General features: G+C 60.0%; 14 protein-coding genes. 12 read left to right on the top strand and 2 right to left on the bottom strand.

Annotated elements, in window-relative coordinates:
- Positions 1 to 25: 25 nt before the first annotated feature.
- The 11 genes from RLDS_RS52555 to RLDS_RS52505 all read left to right on the top strand — a co-directional run bounded on the left by RLDS_RS52555 (position 26) and on the right by RLDS_RS52505 (position 13,405).
- The gene (locus RLDS_RS52555) at positions 26 to 1,069 is read left to right on the top strand and encodes a Rieske 2Fe-2S domain-containing protein (protein WP_021228502.1); all 1,044 of its coding nucleotides are present in this window, start codon (positions 26 to 28) and stop codon (positions 1,067 to 1,069) included.
- A 98-nt stretch (positions 1,070 to 1,167) separates the two neighbouring features.
- Entirely contained in the window at positions 1,168 to 2,364 is a 1,197-nt protein-coding gene (locus tag RLDS_RS52550; protein ID WP_031299162.1) for a Bcr/CflA family efflux MFS transporter, read from the top strand.
- A 777-nt stretch (positions 2,365 to 3,141) separates the two neighbouring features.
- Positions 3,142 to 5,514 carry a TonB-dependent receptor gene (locus tag RLDS_RS52545; protein WP_021228500.1) on the top strand — a complete coding sequence of 791 codons (2,373 nt, stop codon included), beginning with the start codon at positions 3,142 to 3,144 and terminating at the stop codon, positions 5,512 to 5,514.
- A gap of 54 nt (positions 5,515 to 5,568) precedes the next feature.
- Positions 5,569 to 6,501 carry a DUF7064 domain-containing protein gene (locus RLDS_RS52540; RefSeq protein WP_052034223.1) on the top strand — a complete coding sequence of 311 codons (933 nt, stop codon included), beginning with the start codon at positions 5,569 to 5,571 and terminating at the stop codon, positions 6,499 to 6,501.
- 1 nt (position 6,502) lies between these two features.
- A complete protein-coding gene (locus RLDS_RS52535) occupies positions 6,503 to 7,681 on the top strand; it encodes a phosphotransferase family protein (protein WP_021228498.1) in 1,179 nt (392 codons plus the stop codon).
- Positions 7,682 to 7,684: 3 nt separating this feature from the next.
- A complete protein-coding gene (locus RLDS_RS52530) occupies positions 7,685 to 8,197 on the top strand; it encodes a hypothetical protein (RefSeq protein ID WP_021228497.1) in 513 nt (170 codons plus the stop codon).
- 43 nt (positions 8,198 to 8,240) lie between these two features.
- Entirely contained in the window at positions 8,241 to 9,170 is a 930-nt protein-coding gene (locus RLDS_RS52525) for a DUF7064 domain-containing protein (protein WP_021228496.1), read from the top strand.
- A gap of 14 nt (positions 9,171 to 9,184) precedes the next feature.
- A complete protein-coding gene (locus RLDS_RS52520) occupies positions 9,185 to 10,357 on the top strand; it encodes a phosphotransferase family protein (protein WP_021228495.1) in 1,173 nt (390 codons plus the stop codon).
- 3 nt (positions 10,358 to 10,360) lie between these two features.
- Complete coding sequence (locus RLDS_RS52515; RefSeq protein ID WP_021228494.1) at positions 10,361 to 10,867, top strand: hypothetical protein; 507 nt, start codon at positions 10,361 to 10,363, stop codon at positions 10,865 to 10,867.
- Entirely contained in the window at positions 10,864 to 12,291 is a 1,428-nt protein-coding gene (locus RLDS_RS52510; RefSeq protein ID WP_021228493.1) for an MmgE/PrpD family protein, read from the top strand. The genes RLDS_RS52515 and RLDS_RS52510 overlap by 4 nt, the downstream gene beginning before the upstream one ends.
- Positions 12,292 to 12,310: 19 nt before the next feature.
- Positions 12,311 to 13,405, top strand: a complete 1,095-nt coding sequence (locus tag RLDS_RS52505) for a Zn-dependent alcohol dehydrogenase (RefSeq protein ID WP_021228492.1) — start codon at positions 12,311 to 12,313, stop codon at positions 13,403 to 13,405.
- 264 nt (positions 13,406 to 13,669) lie between these two features.
- Here RLDS_RS52505 and RLDS_RS52500 read toward each other — a convergent pair whose 3' ends face one another.
- Together RLDS_RS52500 and RLDS_RS57115 are read right to left on the bottom strand one after the other, a co-directional pair.
- Complete coding sequence (locus tag RLDS_RS52500) at positions 13,670 to 14,410, bottom strand: tyrosine-protein phosphatase (RefSeq protein ID WP_031299155.1); 741 nt, start codon at positions 14,408 to 14,410, stop codon at positions 13,670 to 13,672.
- A 228-nt stretch (positions 14,411 to 14,638) separates the two neighbouring features.
- Positions 14,639 to 15,025, bottom strand: coding sequence for a hypothetical protein (locus RLDS_RS57115; RefSeq protein ID WP_236616940.1), 387 nt, complete (start codon positions 15,023 to 15,025; stop codon positions 14,639 to 14,641).
- Positions 15,026 to 15,211: 186 nt separating this feature from the next.
- Between RLDS_RS57115 and istA the strand changes: the two genes are divergently transcribed.
- Positions 15,212 to 16,738: an IS21 family transposase gene (gene istA / locus RLDS_RS52490; RefSeq protein WP_021228488.1), complete on the top strand. Its 1,527-nt coding sequence runs from the start codon at positions 15,212 to 15,214 to the stop codon at positions 16,736 to 16,738.
- Positions 16,739 to 16,740: the final 2 nt, after the last annotated feature.

Here is a 16,740-nt window from a genome sequence, read left to right as displayed (position 1 = left end):
GTCCGCCTGGCTGAGGAGAGGTCGGATGTTCATCTACAATACCTGGTATGTCGCCGCATTCGCTAGCGAAGTTGCCCCTGGCAAAGTGCTTGGACGGCGCTTTCTGGACAAGCCGGTGGCGCTTTTCCGCACCGAGGACGGTGAGATCGCCGCCCTTGAGGACCGGTGCAGTCATCGCGCCATGCCGCTTAGTGCAGGCCATGTGGAAGGGCAGGTAATCCGCTGCTGCTATCATGGCGTGGAGTTCGACAAGCGCGGCGCATGTACCCGCATACCTAATCAATCCCGCATCCCCGCAGCCGCCAATGTGCGCTCCTATCCGGTTGTCGAGAAGGATCATCTCATCTGGATCTGGATGGGAGAAGCTGCCCTTGCCGATCCCGATATCATCATCGACAGCCCCGAGCATAACGACCCAAGCTGGACATGGCGGCCCTACAACTTCCCGGTGAAGGCGAACTGGCAGCTGATCATCGATAACATCATGGACCTGACCCATGTTCCCTATATCCATGCGCGGACCATCGGCGGGAACCCCGAGCAGCATTATGGCGCTGACACGAAGGTCGAGTTCGACGGCCGCAAGGTGACCCTGCTGCGCAAGATGCCCAATTCCATCCCGCCCAAATCCTATATCGATGCAGGCGGCTTCAAGGGGCGCGTCGATCGCTGGCAGGAAGTGCGTTTTGAACCCGGTATCGGCATGACCTGTCGGGTGAACGCCGGCGGCTGTGACGCCGGAACGGGCGCATATGAAGGCAAGCGCGATAATGGCTTCATGCTTGCCAACAACCATTTCATCACGCCCGAAACCGAGACGACGAGCCATTATCTCTGGACGATTTGTACCACGGCGCCCAAGGAGAGCGGCGTGCCCGATGTGCTGTTCGACCAGTTTTTCGATACCATCACCGAGGACGAAGAAACACTCGCGGCGCAGCAACTGCGTATCGATGACGAACCAGACCGTGCTTTTGTCGGTATCGCAAGCGATGGCGCCGTCAATCAGGCACGCCGCGTGCTTGAAACGCTCAAGAGCGCTGAAGATATCGGCTCGATTGCAGCCTGACCGGCGCTAACGTCGAAGGGGGCCGCGCAATCCCGGATATCGTCCGGAATAGGGGCGAGCGATGGGATTGCGCATAGACGGCGATTGATCACGGATAAATGGTTACGTCATCGACTGTTGAAGGTGCGTCAAACGCCCGCCCTCCTCTTTGGCTACTCGGAACGATCACACTGTGCGGGACGCTGGGGATCCATATTTTCGCGCCCGCTCTGGCGTTGGCGGTAGCGGATCTCAGGGCCACGCCCGCGCAGATGCAACTCAGCATCAGCGTCTATGTTTGGGGCCTCGCCGTTGGCCAACTGGTTCATGGCCCAATGGCCGATCGTTTCGGCAGGCGGCCTGTCTTGCTTGGTGGAATCTTTGTTTACATCATATCTGGCTTGGTCGCCGCTATGGCCGGTTCTTCGGATGTCCTGATCGCGGCGCGCCTTGCGCAAGCGCTTGGCGGATGCTCGGGCATGGTGATCGCTCGTGCCATCGTGCGCGATGTGAGCATGGATTCCCAGGCGGCTCGCGATCTCGCCCGCTTGAACCTTGCGATCCTGGTTGGGCCAGGGATTGGACCATTGATCGGAGGCATCGTGGCGGCTGCCTTTGGATGGCGTGCCGTCCTCCTCGCGCTTGCGCTATTGGGAGGTGTGGCCTTTCTTTCGGTGCTTTTCGTACTCCAGGAAACGAACAGGGCAGGGGGGCAGCGCGGCAATATCGCTCTCCATTATGCTGCGCTTGCGCGATCGCGTAGCTTTCTGGGATATGCCCTGGGTGGCGGATGTGTAACGACGAGCTGGTATGCGTTTATCGCGGCGGCGCCATTCCTGTATCAACATGAGTTCAATCAGTCGGCGCAAGTGACGGGTGCCTGCCTCGCAATCGTCGTCATCGGCGCCTGGGTCGGCAGCTTCATGGCGTCCCGCCTCGCATCGACCTTGCACACGCAGCGGCTTCTCGCCTTGGGTCACGCGCTCTGTGCGGTCTTTGCGACCGCGCTTTGCATCGTCATGATGTTCGATCTGGCATCCGCTCTTCTCGTCACGATGCTGATGTTTTTCTACACATGTGGCGTTGGACTGGCGGGACCCGCCGCGCTGGCACAGGCGACGGCAATCAGGCCCGACATGGCAGGATCCGCTTCCGGCCTTTATGGCTTCTTTCAGATGGTTGTGGGAGCCGCAGCTGCAGCCTCGGTCGGCTTTGGTTCCAATCCTGGCGGTGCCGCTGCGATAACGTTGCTGGCGAGCGCAGCACTTGCCCAAGGATTTTTCCTCATTGCGCGGCGCCATTCCCTCTCCGATTGATTGGTGCGCCGTTTGGGTGTCTGTTGCTCGGTGGTGAACGGCCTACCACGTCGTGAAGCCGCGGGGGGCTATGGGCTCTTCGCTGGACAAATGATGCAGGCTCGTCCGATCTTACATCCGCATCATGCCCCTGCAATTATCGACGGTCGCCGTCGCGCCGTAGGATATGGCGTCAAGCGGCTGCCGGTGCCACGTTGATTTAGGATGACGCCCGGAAAATCGTCATCTGCCATCCTATTCAAACATCAAGTCCGTATTCATTTTTAGGGACGGCTCTGAAATTATCTAGCTATCACAGCGGCTTATATGCTCTCAAAATCCATCCGTCTTATAATGGTTCGACCGAATTATATTTGACGCTTTTCGGCTTGCGCGATTAAGTTGGTTGCAAGCATCCAACACGTAACTGTCCGTAAGTGGCAAGGCTGAGGGGGAGTCCTATGGCGACGTTGTGACCGCGATATATGGACCGTGTTGCCATCGCTGAGCGCAATCTCTTCCTGCTACAGGCGGTGGCGATGGTTGCCCTTATGCTGCGCTCTTCCAGTCATTGGCAAAAGGTTTGGTTTAGATCTGCACCGATGGAACCGATGGTTCCGCCGTCGAAACTCCAATGCCGATCTCGGCAGCAAATCGACTTACACCCTCCGGATCGTTCGATTGTGAAGCGAGAGATAGCTGCCGATCCGGCGCAATGTAGTCATCATAAATATAAGAAAGGCGCAGCAACAAAAAAAGCTAAGCGCCTGATGAAACAATATAATGTTGGAGGGGATTATGGGAATGCAATATGGCGCGTTACTCGCATCAGTAAGTCTCGCGTGCCTGTTAACAGAGTCGCCAGCGTTCGCGCAGCAAACGCAAGCTGGCGCGCCGCAAGCCGATATCAGCGACTCTGCCGACATTGTCGTCACGGCTAACAAGCGGCAGGAGAATATCAACAAGGTAGGGCTTAGCATCACGGCTGTCTCGGGAGAGGCCTTGCAAGATCGTAAGGTCACCTCGCTTGAGGATATTGCGAGCGTGGTACCCGGCCTTGCCTTCGCATCGAGTACCGCAAATACGCCGATCTTCACGCTACGCGGCGTGGGTTTCAATGAGAGTTCGCTGGGCGTCTATCCGGCGGTCAGCGTCTATCTTGATCAGACGCCGCTGCCATTCCCGGTGATGGCGAGCCACACCGCATTCGACCTTGAAAGGGTCGAGGTGCTGAAGGGACCGCAAGGAACACTCTTCGGTCAGAACAGCACGGGCGGGGCGATAAACTATATTGCAGCCAAACCCACCGGCAGCTTCGAAGCCGGCGGTGACATCAGCTACGGGCGGTTCAATCAGATCGATGGCAATGCCTTCATCAGTGGTCCCGTCACGGACAATCTGCGCTTCCGGCTCGCCGGAACGGCACTCCATTCGGACGATTGGCAAAAGAGTTACACGCGCGATGATAAGTTGGGCGAACAGAATTATTATGCTGGTCGCCTTCTACTCGACTGGAATCCTGCCGACACGGTCCGTTTCTCACTGAACGTCAACGGCTGGCGCGACAAGTCCGATCCTCAGGCGCAGCAGCTGGTTCTCAAGTTCGGACAAATTCCGGCCTATGCCTCGCCCGCGCTGCTGGCCTATCCCTTTCCGCGCGATAACGCACGGGCAGCCGACTGGTCGACTGGAGCACTCAGGCCGCGCGCGGATCGGAAATTCTTCCAGGCGGCCCTCCGCACGGATATCGATCTGACCGATAATCTTACGCTGACTTCGCTGACGTCCTATGACGACTACAAGCAGGATCAGGTGACAGATGGCGATGGCATGAGCCTCATCGTCTTCGATCTGGAGAAGAATGACGGGTACATCCACTCGTTCAACCAGGAACTGCGGCTGGCGAACGACCAGGCCAGCACATTCCGGTGGATCGTGGGTGCCAACTACGAGAAGAGCACAACATTCGAGAACCAGATCCTGCGCTACATCGACAGCACCAATTATAATCCCGACAATCTGTACATCAACGCCAGCGGTGTCACCAATAAGCAGAAGATCGAGAATTACGCATTCTTCGGCAATGCCGAATATAAACTGACCGAGGAGCTGACGCTAAAGGCTGCGGCGCGTTATACGCAGAGCCGCAACAACGCAAATATCTGCGGCTATGCCGCGGGCGACGGCAATGTTGCGGATCTGTTCAACCTGTTGGGCTCGTTGCTGAGCACCGTGCCCTTCACGCCTATCGGGCAGACCGACTGCTATTCGCTGAACGAGACCAACACGCCGGGCGAGCCCTATGTACGGACGCTCAAGCAGGACAATGTATCCTGGCGCGCCGGCATCGACTATCAGGTGACGCCGCAGACATTGATCTATGCCAATGCCTCGCGCGGCTACAAGGCGGGTTCGTTCCCCAGTCTGGCCGCTGCGACCTACGCGGCCCTGTCACCGGTAACACAGGAATCGGTTACGGCCTATGAGGCGGGCGTAAAGACGCAATTGTTCGACCGCAAGGTCGGCCTGAACCTCGCTGCCTTCTACTATGACTATCGCGACAAGCAGATTCGCGGCAAGACGCCTGATCCGATCTTCGGCATCCTCGACGTGCTGGTCAATGTCCCTAAATCACGCATTCAGGGCGCGGAGGCGGACATCACGCTTCGCCCCACCGAAGGGTTGACGATCACCGCCGCGGGCACCTTCCTGGATTCCAAGGTGCAGCGCTACAGTGGCGTCAATGTCATTGGTGCGGCTGATGACTTCCGGGGCGACCCGCTGCCCTTCACGCCGAAATGGTCTGGCTCGCTCAATGTCGATTACAAGGTTCGCATGCCCAATGGCGGATCGCCGTTCATCGGCTTCACGGTAACCGGCCGCAGCGCGTCCGACGCGACGCTGGGCGGTCGCCGGATCACCTTCCCGGTGTCGCCGGCCACGATCCTGAAGCCGGGTGTTGATCACATTTACAAGATCGACGGCTACGCGACCGTGGATGCCCGCATCGGCTATGTTTCCGACGGCGATCGCTGGCGCGTTAGCCTGTGGGGCAAAAACATCTTCAATGAATACTACTGGACCAACGTAATTCCCGCCAATGACAGCTCTGCGCGCTTCGCCGGGCGGCCTGCGACCTACGGCGTAACATTGGGGTTCAATTTCAACTGATCTGGGTGCGGCCGTCTTCATGGCGGCCGCATCGTCCAAGCATGAAATGAGGGCATGATGACCGAGCTGACCAACGCTTATATGACTGAAAATTGCGAACGTCACATACCCAATCCGGCCATCCCGAAATGGAGCCAGAGCTACTATTTCAATTTTTACGATCGCAACGCGAAGCTCGGCGGCTTCATCCGCTTCGGCTTCATGGAGAATATGGGAGAAACCAATGGTTTTGCCATATTCTTCAAGGATGGAAAGCCGCTGTTCACACGGCTGAACATGCACCTCCCCTATACAAGCGACCGTCCCGAGGGCGGGGTGACGGTAGCGGGTGTGCGCCTGGAAGCCGTCCAGCCGCTCCAGGCGTGCCGCATCACGATCGATACAGAGGATTTCGGCGTCGACCTCGTGTGGAACCAGCGCTTTGCGATGGGTGACAGCATTGTGCCTAGCGAGGGCAGCGACGATGCGATCGCCCGCGAGCTTGCCTTCATCCATCTGGAGGGCGCCTGCGACGTGACCGGTACGGTCCGCGTGCGCGGCGGCGAAATCATCGAGATCGACGACGCGGGTTTCCGTGACATCAGCTGTGGTCCGCGTAACTGGGCAGGGGTGCAGCATTATCGCCTGGCCTGGCCGATCTTCGACAATGGCATGTCCTGCGTCGCCGTCCACGCCATCACCGAACATGGCGACAGCTATCAGAAGATTCTGCACGACGGCGAACGCTGGCATCATATCGGCAAGGTCGAGGAAGTTATCGACTATGAGGCCGACGAGATGGGCTTCCGTCATGTCCACTGGAAGGTGTGGGACGAAGATGATCGTCTGTGGGAATTCACGGCCAAGCCGCTGTTTCGCTGGCAATTTCCCTTCGACACCTTCGTGATGGTCGAACAGATGATGGAGTACCGGCTGAGCGATGGGACCATCGGCTACGGCATGGGGGAGGGCGGTTTCCGGTTCCCCTGGGAAGGCAATGGCAACTGACATGAGCGACATTCTCCACATGCCGGTCGTGGACGGCATTGACATCTGGGACCGCGACGACATGGAGCCGCGAATCCGGGAAATTCTCGACCGGACGGTACGCGATCGCGCGAAAGGTCCTTACGCCGCGAAATCGGACGAAGAAGTGGTCGCCATGCTCACGCGCTACTTCACGGCCGAGGGACTGGAAAAAGTCACCATCTCCGACGTGTTCCGCCTGGCAGGGGGGGCTTCGAAGGAGCAGTTCGCCTTCACTTTGCGTCACGGCGAAGATGAAACGGGCGAACGGCTTGTCCTGCGGATGGACCCGTTGGAGGCAATCTCCCAGACCTGCCGCGGCCGCGAGGCGCAGATCCATCAGGCCTTTGTCGGGACATTGCCGGTCGCGTCGGTACGCAGCGTTGATGCCGATGGAGAGATAATGGGCCAGCCCGCGATCATCCTGGGCTTCGTGCTCGGCGTCACCGAGCCCACGCAGGGCACCGGCCATGGCTTTTCGGGCATCGGTACACGCTATGACGAGTGGTCAGCCAAATTGACCCCCCAGTTTATCGACGCCCTGGCACAGGTACATCGCTTCGACTGGCGGGGTGCCGATCTTTCCTTCTATGCCGCGCCGCAAGCCGGCACGCGCCAGGCCGCCATCTGGCAGGTCAACTGGTGGTCGCAAGTCTGGTGGGATGGCGTGGTTCAGCCGGTGGCATTGCTCACGTACGCCGAACGCTGGCTGCGCGAGAATGCGCCGGTGTGCGAACACCCAGTGATGACACATAGCGACTTGCGGCTGGGCAATTTCATGTTCGAAGAACCGAGCGGAAAATTCACCGCCGTCCTTGATTGGGAGCTCGCCCATATCGGCGATTTCCATGAAGATATCGCCTGGGCCATCCAGCGGCTGTTCGGGACATGGACGGAGGATGGCGACTTCCTTGTCTGCGGCCTCATTGCGCGCGGGGACTTTTTTCGCGCCTATGAGGAGGCTTCCGGCAATCGCATCGATCCGGTGAAGCTGCGCTATTATGAGGTGCTGAACGCTTACAAGTGCGCGGTCATCGACCTCGGCCAGGCGATGCGCGCCGCGACGCAGAGCAACAACCACCAGGATATCATCCTGACATGGCTCGGCTCGGCCGGGGCCGTCTTCCTCGAGCAACTCGTCACGCTGATCAGGGAGGCTTGATCCATGCTACCCAATATCGACCTGCGCATCGCCAACATGATCAAGGCACTGGAACAGGTGATCCTGCCTGCGTTGCCTCGCGAACAGCGGCAGGCGCGGGATCAGGCGATGCTGGTGGCCGGTCATCTGCGGATGATGGGCGACCAGTGGAAATCCGCGCTGCTCTACGAGCAGGTAAGCCTCGATGATTTGGCCGGGTTGGCGCGCGAACTCTTGTCCGACGCCCCAGCATCGGTCGCATCCCGGCTCGAGAACGCGCTGGCTGCCGCACAGGCATGCGATCGCGTCAGCATCACCGCGTTAGAGCAAGCCAATATCGACCTGGGAAACGCCGTCGATGCTTTCATTTTGGGTGGCGATGATCATGCGCCGCTAAGTCAGGCGGTAACCGACGCGGTGCTTGCTTATGGTCTGCGTCACGCGCGGCGTGAGCGGACCTGGTTCAAGGCGAACCGGCTCGATCCCGATCGCGACGACCTTCCGGCTATTGAGGAGATTTTCGCAGGGGCGGACTGACGCCTGCGGCCGGGGAAAATGAGATAAGGAGAGGAACCCAGAGATGCCGGAAACCACGAAAGAATTTGCCGCCTTCCCTGTCGAGCATGCCTATCGCCACAAGCTGGCGGATGATGGCCGGGAATCGGCGACGCACCAGTTCGTACTGCCGCAATATGGTATCGCCGGCTTCTACTATCCCACTGTACGCGCCAACGGCCATGCCAAGGGTCGTCTTCACCTGTTCGGCCCCGCCTTCGAGGCGCCGATCGAGGAAGAGATTGAGCAGATGGTGCCGCCGGACATGGACTTTGACGACTGGCGTTTCGGTCCGCTGCTCATGGCAGTGCGCGAACCGTTCAAGACCATAGATCTGGGCTGGGTCGGGGACCGTATCCAGTTCGAAGGCCAGTGGAAAGCGATCCATCCCCCCTATGCGTTCAGTTCCCACCCCAAGGGCAACCCGCCTTATTATGGTGATGATCGCACCGAACAGCATGGCATCATTCAGGGCAACTTGCGTGTCGATGGGCGCGACTATCCGCTCAACGACTTCATGATCCGGGACCATAGCTGGGGGCCGCGTGTCTGGGGCCTCAATCAGCATTATAAGTGGATCCATGCGACGACGCCAAGCGTGTCGGTCCATTTCTTCGAGATGATGTCCTTCGGCAAGGTTGAAACGCGGGGATATCTCTACAAGGACGGCGTGATGCGCCATGTCGCGAGCGTCGATTACGACATCGATTTCGATGCCGATATGATGCACGATCGCTTTCGCGTGACCGTGACGGATACGGACGGTCGATCGGTCTTCGTCGATTGCAAGGCATTCGCCAAATATCAGCTGGATCTCGACCCGGTGGTGCTGCTGAACGAGTCCGTTGTCACCGCAACGATCGATGGCGAGGAAGGCACCGGCTGGTGCGAGTTCTGCTGGAACCGCGACTATCTGAAATTCGCGACACCCTATGTCGAGCGCTTTGCATGGTGAGGGAGGACGCTACCATGCGGACGCCGCTCGCGGGCCGCGATGATGTCGACATCTGGGATCGCTCCGAAATGGAGCCGCGGATCCGCCATGTGCTGGAACGCACCGTCCGCCTCCGCGACACCGGACCCTATCGGCCGAAATCCGATGTCCAGGTCACGGCCATGCTGGAAGGGTTTTTCGCTGCGAAGAACCTGAGAGGCGTTGCCGTCACCGACGTCGAGCGCATGTCTGGAGGCGCGTCGAAAGAGCAGTTCGCCTTTACCCTCACGCATCGGGGCGACCGCACAGGCGAGCGACTGGTTCTGCGCATGGACCCGTTGGAGGCGATCGCCCAGACCTGTCGCGGTCGGGAGGGCGAGATCCAGATGGTCATGCGCGAGCATATGCCCGTGGCATCCGTGCGCTGGTTCGACGCCGATGGAGACCTGCTGGGACAGCCTGCGGTGATCCTTGGTTTTGTCGGCGGAGTGACCCAGCCCAGCGAGGGCGGTAGCGCCGGCGTGTCGGGCATGGGCGGTCGGCTGGGAGCGCTCATTGATCGGCTCGCGCCCCAATATGTCGATGCGCTGGCGACGACCCACCGGTTCGACTGGGCAAGCGCGAACCTGCGCTATTTCGACGCACCGCGCCCCAACAGCAACCAGGCGGCGATCTGGCAGGTCAACTGGTGGTCGCAGGTATGGTGGGATTGCCTGGTGGAGCCGGTACCCGTCGTTACGCTGGCGGAGCGCTGGCTGCGTGAGAATGCCCCCCCGTGCGATTCCCCGATGCTGGTCCATGGCGACCTGCGCATGGGCAACTTCCTGTTCGAGGAGCCGAGCGGACGGTTCACAGCCGTGCTGGACTGGGAACTGGCTCATATCGGTGACTTTCACGAGGATATCGCCTGGACCATGCAGAAGCTGTTCGGCGCCTGGGGTGATGACGGTGTCTTTCTGGTCAGTGGCCTGCTGCCGCGCGAAGATTTCATTACCCAGTATGAGGCTGCGTCCGGCAATGTCATCGATCCGGCCAGGCTTCGCTACTACGAGGTACTCAACGCCTACAAATGCGCGGTCATGGACCTGGGACAGGCGATGCGGGCAGCTGCCGCCAGCAATAATCATCAGGAAGTGGTGCTGACTTGGCTGGGATCGGCTGGCGCTGTCTTCCTTCACCACATCGTCCAGCTGATCGGGAAGGATTGAGCCATGCTGCCAAGCATTGACCTGCGCATTGCCAACATCGTCAAGTCGCTGGAACAGGTGGTCCTGCCGGCGCTCGGCCCACGCGAACGGCTGGCAAAGGATCAGATCGGCCTGTGTATCGGCCATCTGCGGATGATTGGCGAGCAATGGCGCTGGGCTGCGGCGTTCGAAGGGGGATCCTTCGATGCCATGGTGGCGCTCGCAGAGGCGATGCTGCCTTCGGTCGATCCATTTTATGTCGAGGAGCTGGCCGCGGCGATCGAGGCGGGGAAGGCGGTCGACAAGCGGGATCTGGCTGCGGTCGAGCATGGTATCCTGGTCCTTGGCGGCCTGATCGACCGGATCATCCTCGGCGAAGACGGCAAGGTCGCGTTGGCGCCCGCCGCACGAGATGCTGTGCTGGCTTATGGTGCGGCACAATCGATACGTGAGCGAACATGGTTCGCGGCTACCGGGCTGGACCCCGACGGGCAGGATTTACCCGACATCCCTGCGATGATGGTATCATGAAGCACGAGAATCCTGTCCTGCCCGAGCATGATCCTGCCGGACCTTTGGCGAAGATGGTGGCTGAGACACGCTATCAGGACATTCCCGTGCCGGTGATCGACCTGGCCAAGCGTGCGATCCTCGATACGCTGGCGGTCACTGTTGCGGGGTCCGGTTGGGAAGTCTGCCCCGCCATTGCCGACCAGGTTGCCGAGTGGGGCGGCGCGCCGCAAGCCACCGTCCTGATACACGGGCACCAGGTACCCGCTCCCATGGCTGCTTTTGCAAATGGCGTAATGGCGCGCGCGATCGATATGGGCGATGTGCATGAAACCGGCGGTCATGTGACGGAATGGAATGTGCCCGCCATGCTGTCGGTGCTGGGCATTGCAGACGGAGCGGTCAGCGGAAAGGACTTTTTGACTGCCTATGTCACAGGCGCTGAAGTCGGCGTGCGCGCCAGCGCAGCGCTGAACCTTGTGCGCTACCACACGACATGGGGTATGCCAGGCGAATGGAACGGGCCGCTCTGCGCAACCGCTTCGGTGGCGCGTATCCTCGGCCTGGATGCCGACGAAACATGGAATGCGTTAGGTATGGCCTATACTGTCCATGGCATGTCGGAATATAATAAATATTCTGAAGGTACGCAGATGGCGCGCGTGCAGCACAGCTTTGCCGGGGATACGGCGGTAAAGGCGGTACTGCTGACCCGCCGCGGCGTGACGGCGCCGCGCGGCATATTCCAGGGCGTGCCGAGTGGCATATTGCGGCATGTCGCGTGGGACGATGTGCGGCCCGAATTGCTGACCGAGGATCTGGGGACCCACTGGCAGTTGGCCGGAGGGCTGTCGATGAAGCCCTATTCCGCGTGTAAATTTACCCACAGCTTCATCGCCAGCACGGTTGCTATCATTCAAGGCGAGGGACTGGACTGGCGCGATATCGATCGCATCGACTGCGTCGGCAGTACGAGCGCACGCATGACATTCGAGCCGGCGGCGGCGAAATGGAACCCGCGCTCCGTGCCGGAGGCAATGTTCAGCGCGCCCTATACGATTGCCGCTGCCGCGATGACCGGTGGTTTCTTCCTCGAGGACCTGCACCCTGACCGGATCATGAATGCAGAGCGGCGCGAACTGATGCGACGGGTGCATATCGTCGCCGATCCCGATCATGCCGATCAGTTCGAGGGCTTCACGGTCGCAATCACACTCTCCGATGGACGCCGTTTCACCCATGTCACCCCTTATGTGAAGGGACATACGCGCAACCCGATGACCTGGGACGATCTGGCGGGCAAGCTGCGCCGCTGCGCCCCTTTCGCCGCCGTCCAGCTCCCGGCGGACAAGCTGGACATGCTTGTCGGGCTTTGCCGTGACATGGAACGGATCGATGACATGCGCCGCATCGTCGATTGCCTGACCCCCTCTCATCCCGCTTGAACCCGACTAGGAGAACATCATGAAAGCCGCCATTCTCAATAGCCTCGATGGCACGTTCCAGATCGAGGAGATCGAGATCGATGCGCCGCGCGGGCGGGAAGTTCTGGTGGAGGTCAAGGCATCGGGCCTCTGCCATTCGGACCTGCATTTCGCCGAACAGGATTTCGGTGTTCCGCTGCCCGCCGTGTTGGGGCATGAACTGGCAGGGGTTGTCCTCGCCATCGGTCCGGAGGTGCGGGAATTCGCGATAGGCGATCATGTCGTAGGGTCGCTGATCCAGTTTTGCGGCCATTGCCGGGCCTGTATCGGCGGGCGCACCTATCAGTGCACGCATCCCGAAGAAACGCTGCGGGACGATCCCGACCACGCGCATCGACTGACGCGGGACGGAGCCGGTGTCACGCAAGTTTTCGGTACCGGGGCGTTTGCCGAGCGCGCCTTGGTGCATGAGAACCAACTGGCCCTGGTACCCAAGGAACTCCCCTTCGCGCAGGCATCGCTGCTCGGTTGCGGCACCATCACGGGCGCCGGCGCCGCCATCAACACCGCGGCCGTGCGTCCTGGGGACACGGTCGCGGTGATCGGCATCGGCGGTGTCGGGCTCAACGTCATTTCGGGCGCCAAGCTGGCGGGAGCGGCGCGGATCATTGCCATCGACATGCAGCCGAAAAAGGAGGAACTGGCGCGTCGCTTCGGCGCGACCGACTTTGTCGATGCGTCGGCTGGTGACAGCGTGGAGGCGGTGCGCATGTTGATCGAAGGCGGGGTCGACCATGCATTTGAGGTGGTCGGCATCAAGGCCACGTCGGAACAGGCGATCAAGATGGCGTGCAAGGGCGGCAGCGCATATCTCATCGGCGTGCATTCACCCATGAAGACGATCGACGTCAATGTGACGGTTGATCTGCTGACCAACCAGGTCGATCTCCGCGGCGTCTACATGGGATCGGCGAACATCAAGCACGACATCCCTATGTATGCCCAGCTCTACCTCCAGGGGAAACTCAACCTCGATGACCTGATCTCGCGCGAGATCAACATCACGGAAATTAACGATGCCTATAAGGAGCTCAAGCAAGGTGCCATAGCACGCAGTGTTATCACGTCATTCTAGGATCGCAACGGTTTTACGGCGTGCTTGGAATAGGTTAGGAGGGGAGCGGCAGCGCTCCCTTCCGAGCGAACTCGATTGTCAAGACGAAGCGTCCCCTTGGCGACACAGCAAACTGCATCGAAAGGCAAAAAGCTGGTTCTCGAAACCCTTGGCGATTGGAAGCGAAGCAGCGCGTGCGTCGACGCGCAATTTCGGCGGGCTACCGACACAATCCTGTTCCGCTCTATCCGCGTTGCGCGTCCACACTCATGCCGAGTGTCCATGTCAGATCAATACTTCGGCGATCCGATCACGTTCAGCAGCGCTGAACCCATGGTGAGCGAGATAGCCGCTGACCGACCCGAACCGGTCGTCAAGGGTCGCGAACAGACACTCGAGATAAACAGGTTTTGTGCCAAGTATGACCTCGCGGCATTCAAGTGGAAGATCGGCGTAGAGATGTAGCTTGGCATCGGAGAGCATGTTCTTGAAATGCATGTCACCGTTTAATGCGGAGCTGCTGCGAATATAGTCGTCAAGAATGGTTTCGCGTCGGACACCCAGGAAATCAAGTAGCAGGGCGGCTGCCGCGCCAGTGCGATCCTTGCCCGCTGAGCAATGGATCAGGACCGGTAAATCCCCGTCCGAAACCGCACGAAACATCGCGATAAATTCAGGCGCATATTCATCCAGCATCAGACTGTAGAAGGTCGAAAATCCTAAAGTCCAGGCAGCTGCGGTCTTCTCCGCTTTGGCGAAAATGCGGTTGAAAATGAAGTCGGTGTCAGACTTTGGAGACAGGTAGTCGCCTGCCGTCCTGAGGGTCACGGGTGTAGGCTGCGCCATCCGTTCGCGTTCCGAGCGAAGGTCGATGATGCTTCTCAGGCCCATTTGTCGCACCGACTCTTGGTCGGCATCGGTCAAGTGGGAGAGTTGGCTCGACCTGTAGACTTTGCCTGTCCGGACCGTGCCGCCCCTCGCGGCATGGCCACCGAGATCGCGAAAATTCGGAGCACCTATCAGCATCTCATGTCCCTCTCGCAGAATAGCATTTTGCAGGATAGGGTAGGTATCATCGCGGGGCCGCACTAATTGAAAATACGAAAAGCGATTAAAAATCCTACCATTCGTCGCGGCGCTCCACCTCGCCAAGACTGATCTAGATCGATAGGCAGCCGCCTATTCGCCAGCCTTTTCTGGATTACGCATTTAATGGCTAAGGGGCTGCCTCCCGGTCGCCCCACAGCGACATTCTCACCTCGTTACGGCGTATGCGATAATGTAATCGCCACGATTAGGCGAAAGACGGGCGCCGCCCGCAGAAACCAGGACATACTGCTTGCCGGTCTTGGGCGAGACATATGTCATCGGGGTTGCCTGTGCTCCCACGGGCAGTCTCCCCTTCCAAAGCTCCTCACCGGTGCGCGTATCGAGTGCGCGAAGATAAAAGTCCTGCGTGCCCGCGTAGAATGTGATGCCGGAACGCGTACTGATCGGACCACCCAGGGTGGGCATGCCGACCGGCATGGGCAGAGGAGATTTGATGCCAACCGGCAGCACGGAATCCTTTATCGAGCCCATCGGCCGTTGCCACACGATCTGACGGCTGCGCAAATCGATCGCTGCGGATTCCGAGGTCATCGCGCGCACCATTCCGATTTGATGGCGCGCGGGCTTCCGAATTGATCGCGCGCAGCGTTCCGAGAATTGTCCGCGCAGTATTCCGAGCTGATCGCGCGCAGTTTGAGATGTGGAGAACCTGATCGTTGGGTCATTTCTACGGTCGCATAGCGACCGGAGGAATGGATGCCGACGAGGAGGGTTTCGATGCGCCAAGTGCGCGAGATATTGCATTTGAGCCTGGATGCCGGGCTTTCCACACGAGTTGTCGGCGAACGCACAGGCGTGGGTCCAACGACTGTTCGGGACACGATCAGGCGGCTGAGGCTGGCGGGTCTTGCGTGGCCGGTTCCCGATGACATGACCGAAGCGGAGCTGGAGGCCAGGCTGTACGGCATTCCGGGCGTGAAGCCCGGACGCCGCAAGCAGCCGGAACCGGACTGGTCGTTGGTGGCGCGCGAACTGAAGCGAAAGCACGTGACGCTCCAGGTCCTGTGGGAAGAGTATATCGCCGCTCAGCCTGACGGATATCGCTATAGCCGGTGGTGTGACCTGTTCCGGCGCTGGGAGGGGCGGCTGTCGCTGGTGATGCGTCAGAGCCATGCCGGTGGCGAGAAGCTGTTCGTCGATTATGCGGGCGACACGGTCCCCGTCGTGATCAACCGCCGAACCGGCGAGATCCGCGACGCCCATCTGTTCGTCGCGGTGCTGGGCGGCTCAAGCCTGTCATTCGCTTGTGCGACCTGGACCGAGCAGTTCGCCGACTGGATCGAGGGGCACAATGCCGCCTTCGCCTTCTTCGGTGGCGTCACGCAGTTGCTGGTGCCCGACAACGCGAAGGTCGCGGTGATCAAGGCCTGCCACTTCGATCCGATGCTGAACCGCAGCTACAATGACATGGCCCGTCATTACGGGACGGCCGTATTGCCGGCGCGGCCCCGGAGGCCGCGCGATAAGGCGAAGGTTGAAGCCTGTGTCGGCATTGTCGAGCGCTGGGTGCTAGGCCGACTGCGCAACCGTGTCTTCTACAGCCTGGCTGAGCTCAACGCCGCTATCGCCGAGTGCCTCGCCGATCTCAATGAGACGCGGGTTCTTCGCCAGTTCGGTCGCACCCGCCGCCAGTTGTTCGAGGAAATCGACGCGCCCAATCTCAAGCCGCTGCCCGCCGAGCCCTGGGTGCACGCGGAGTGGAAGCGATGCCGTGTCGGGCTCGATTACCATATCGCCCTCGATCATCACCATTACTCTGTGCCACATCGCTTCGCCCGTCGTGAGGTCGAGGCCCGCTTCACCGCGCGCACCGTCGAGATCTTCCTGGGCGGCGAGCGCATCGCGGTTCATATGCGTGGCAGCGGCAATGGCCGGCATACGACGGTGCCCGAGCATATGCCTTCGAGCCACCGGCGCTATCTGGAATGGACGCCGGCCAAAATCCGGGAAGAGGCTGCCCGGATCGGGCCGATGCTGTCGCTGCTGGTCGAGCGCATTATCGCGGACCGACCACATCCCGAGCAGGGCTACCGCTCGTGTCTTGGTATTATCGGCCTCGCCAAACGCTTCGGCGCCGATCGGCTTGAGGCTGCTGCGATGCGCGCGCTGGAGATCCAGGCGCGCAATTACCCGTCCGTCAAATCGATCCTCGAAAAGGGGCTCGACAAGGTGCCCGTGTCCAAAGCCCCGGAACGCGAGCCGATCCTGCACGACAACATCCGGGGCTCCCAATATTACCACTGAGA

The organism is Sphingobium lactosutens DS20 (assembly GCF_000445105.1).
Lineage (GTDB): Bacteria > Pseudomonadota > Alphaproteobacteria > Sphingomonadales > Sphingomonadaceae > Sphingobium > Sphingobium lactosutens.
The sequence above is the reverse complement of the archived record's forward strand: the minus strand, read 5'-3'. Positions and strand labels throughout refer to the sequence as shown.

What these genes read in the sequence shown, in the direction of transcription:
- RLDS_RS52540 (WP_052034223.1), top strand. Translation starts at nt 5,569, where the DNA reads ATGATGACCGAGCTGACCAACGCTTATATGACTGAAAATTGCGAACGT.
- RLDS_RS52530 (WP_021228497.1), top strand. Translation starts at nt 7,685, where the DNA reads ATGCTACCCAATATCGACCTGCGCATCGCCAACATGATCAAGGCACTG.
- RLDS_RS52545 (WP_021228500.1), top strand. Translation starts at nt 3,142, where the DNA reads ATGGGAATGCAATATGGCGCGTTACTCGCATCAGTAAGTCTCGCGTGC.
- RLDS_RS57115 (WP_236616940.1), bottom strand. Translation starts at nt 15,025, where the DNA reads ATGACCTCGGAATCCGCAGCGATCGATTTGCGCAGCCGTCAGATCGTG.
- RLDS_RS52535 (WP_021228498.1), top strand. Translation starts at nt 6,503, where the DNA reads ATGAGCGACATTCTCCACATGCCGGTCGTGGACGGCATTGACATCTGG.
- RLDS_RS52555 (WP_021228502.1), top strand. Translation starts at nt 26, where the DNA reads ATGTTCATCTACAATACCTGGTATGTCGCCGCATTCGCTAGCGAAGTT.
- RLDS_RS52525 (WP_021228496.1), top strand. Translation starts at nt 8,241, where the DNA reads ATGCCGGAAACCACGAAAGAATTTGCCGCCTTCCCTGTCGAGCATGCC.
- RLDS_RS52510 (WP_021228493.1), top strand. Translation starts at nt 10,864, where the DNA reads ATGAAGCACGAGAATCCTGTCCTGCCCGAGCATGATCCTGCCGGACCT.
- RLDS_RS52515 (WP_021228494.1), top strand. Translation starts at nt 10,361, where the DNA reads ATGCTGCCAAGCATTGACCTGCGCATTGCCAACATCGTCAAGTCGCTG.
- RLDS_RS52550 (WP_031299162.1), top strand. Translation starts at nt 1,168, where the DNA reads ATGGTTACGTCATCGACTGTTGAAGGTGCGTCAAACGCCCGCCCTCCT.
- istA (WP_021228488.1), top strand. Translation starts at nt 15,212, where the DNA reads ATGCGCCAAGTGCGCGAGATATTGCATTTGAGCCTGGATGCCGGGCTT.
- RLDS_RS52505 (WP_021228492.1), top strand. Translation starts at nt 12,311, where the DNA reads ATGAAAGCCGCCATTCTCAATAGCCTCGATGGCACGTTCCAGATCGAG.
- RLDS_RS52500 (WP_031299155.1), bottom strand. Translation starts at nt 14,410, where the DNA reads ATGCTGATAGGTGCTCCGAATTTTCGCGATCTCGGTGGCCATGCCGCG.
- RLDS_RS52520 (WP_021228495.1), top strand. Translation starts at nt 9,185, where the DNA reads ATGCGGACGCCGCTCGCGGGCCGCGATGATGTCGACATCTGGGATCGC.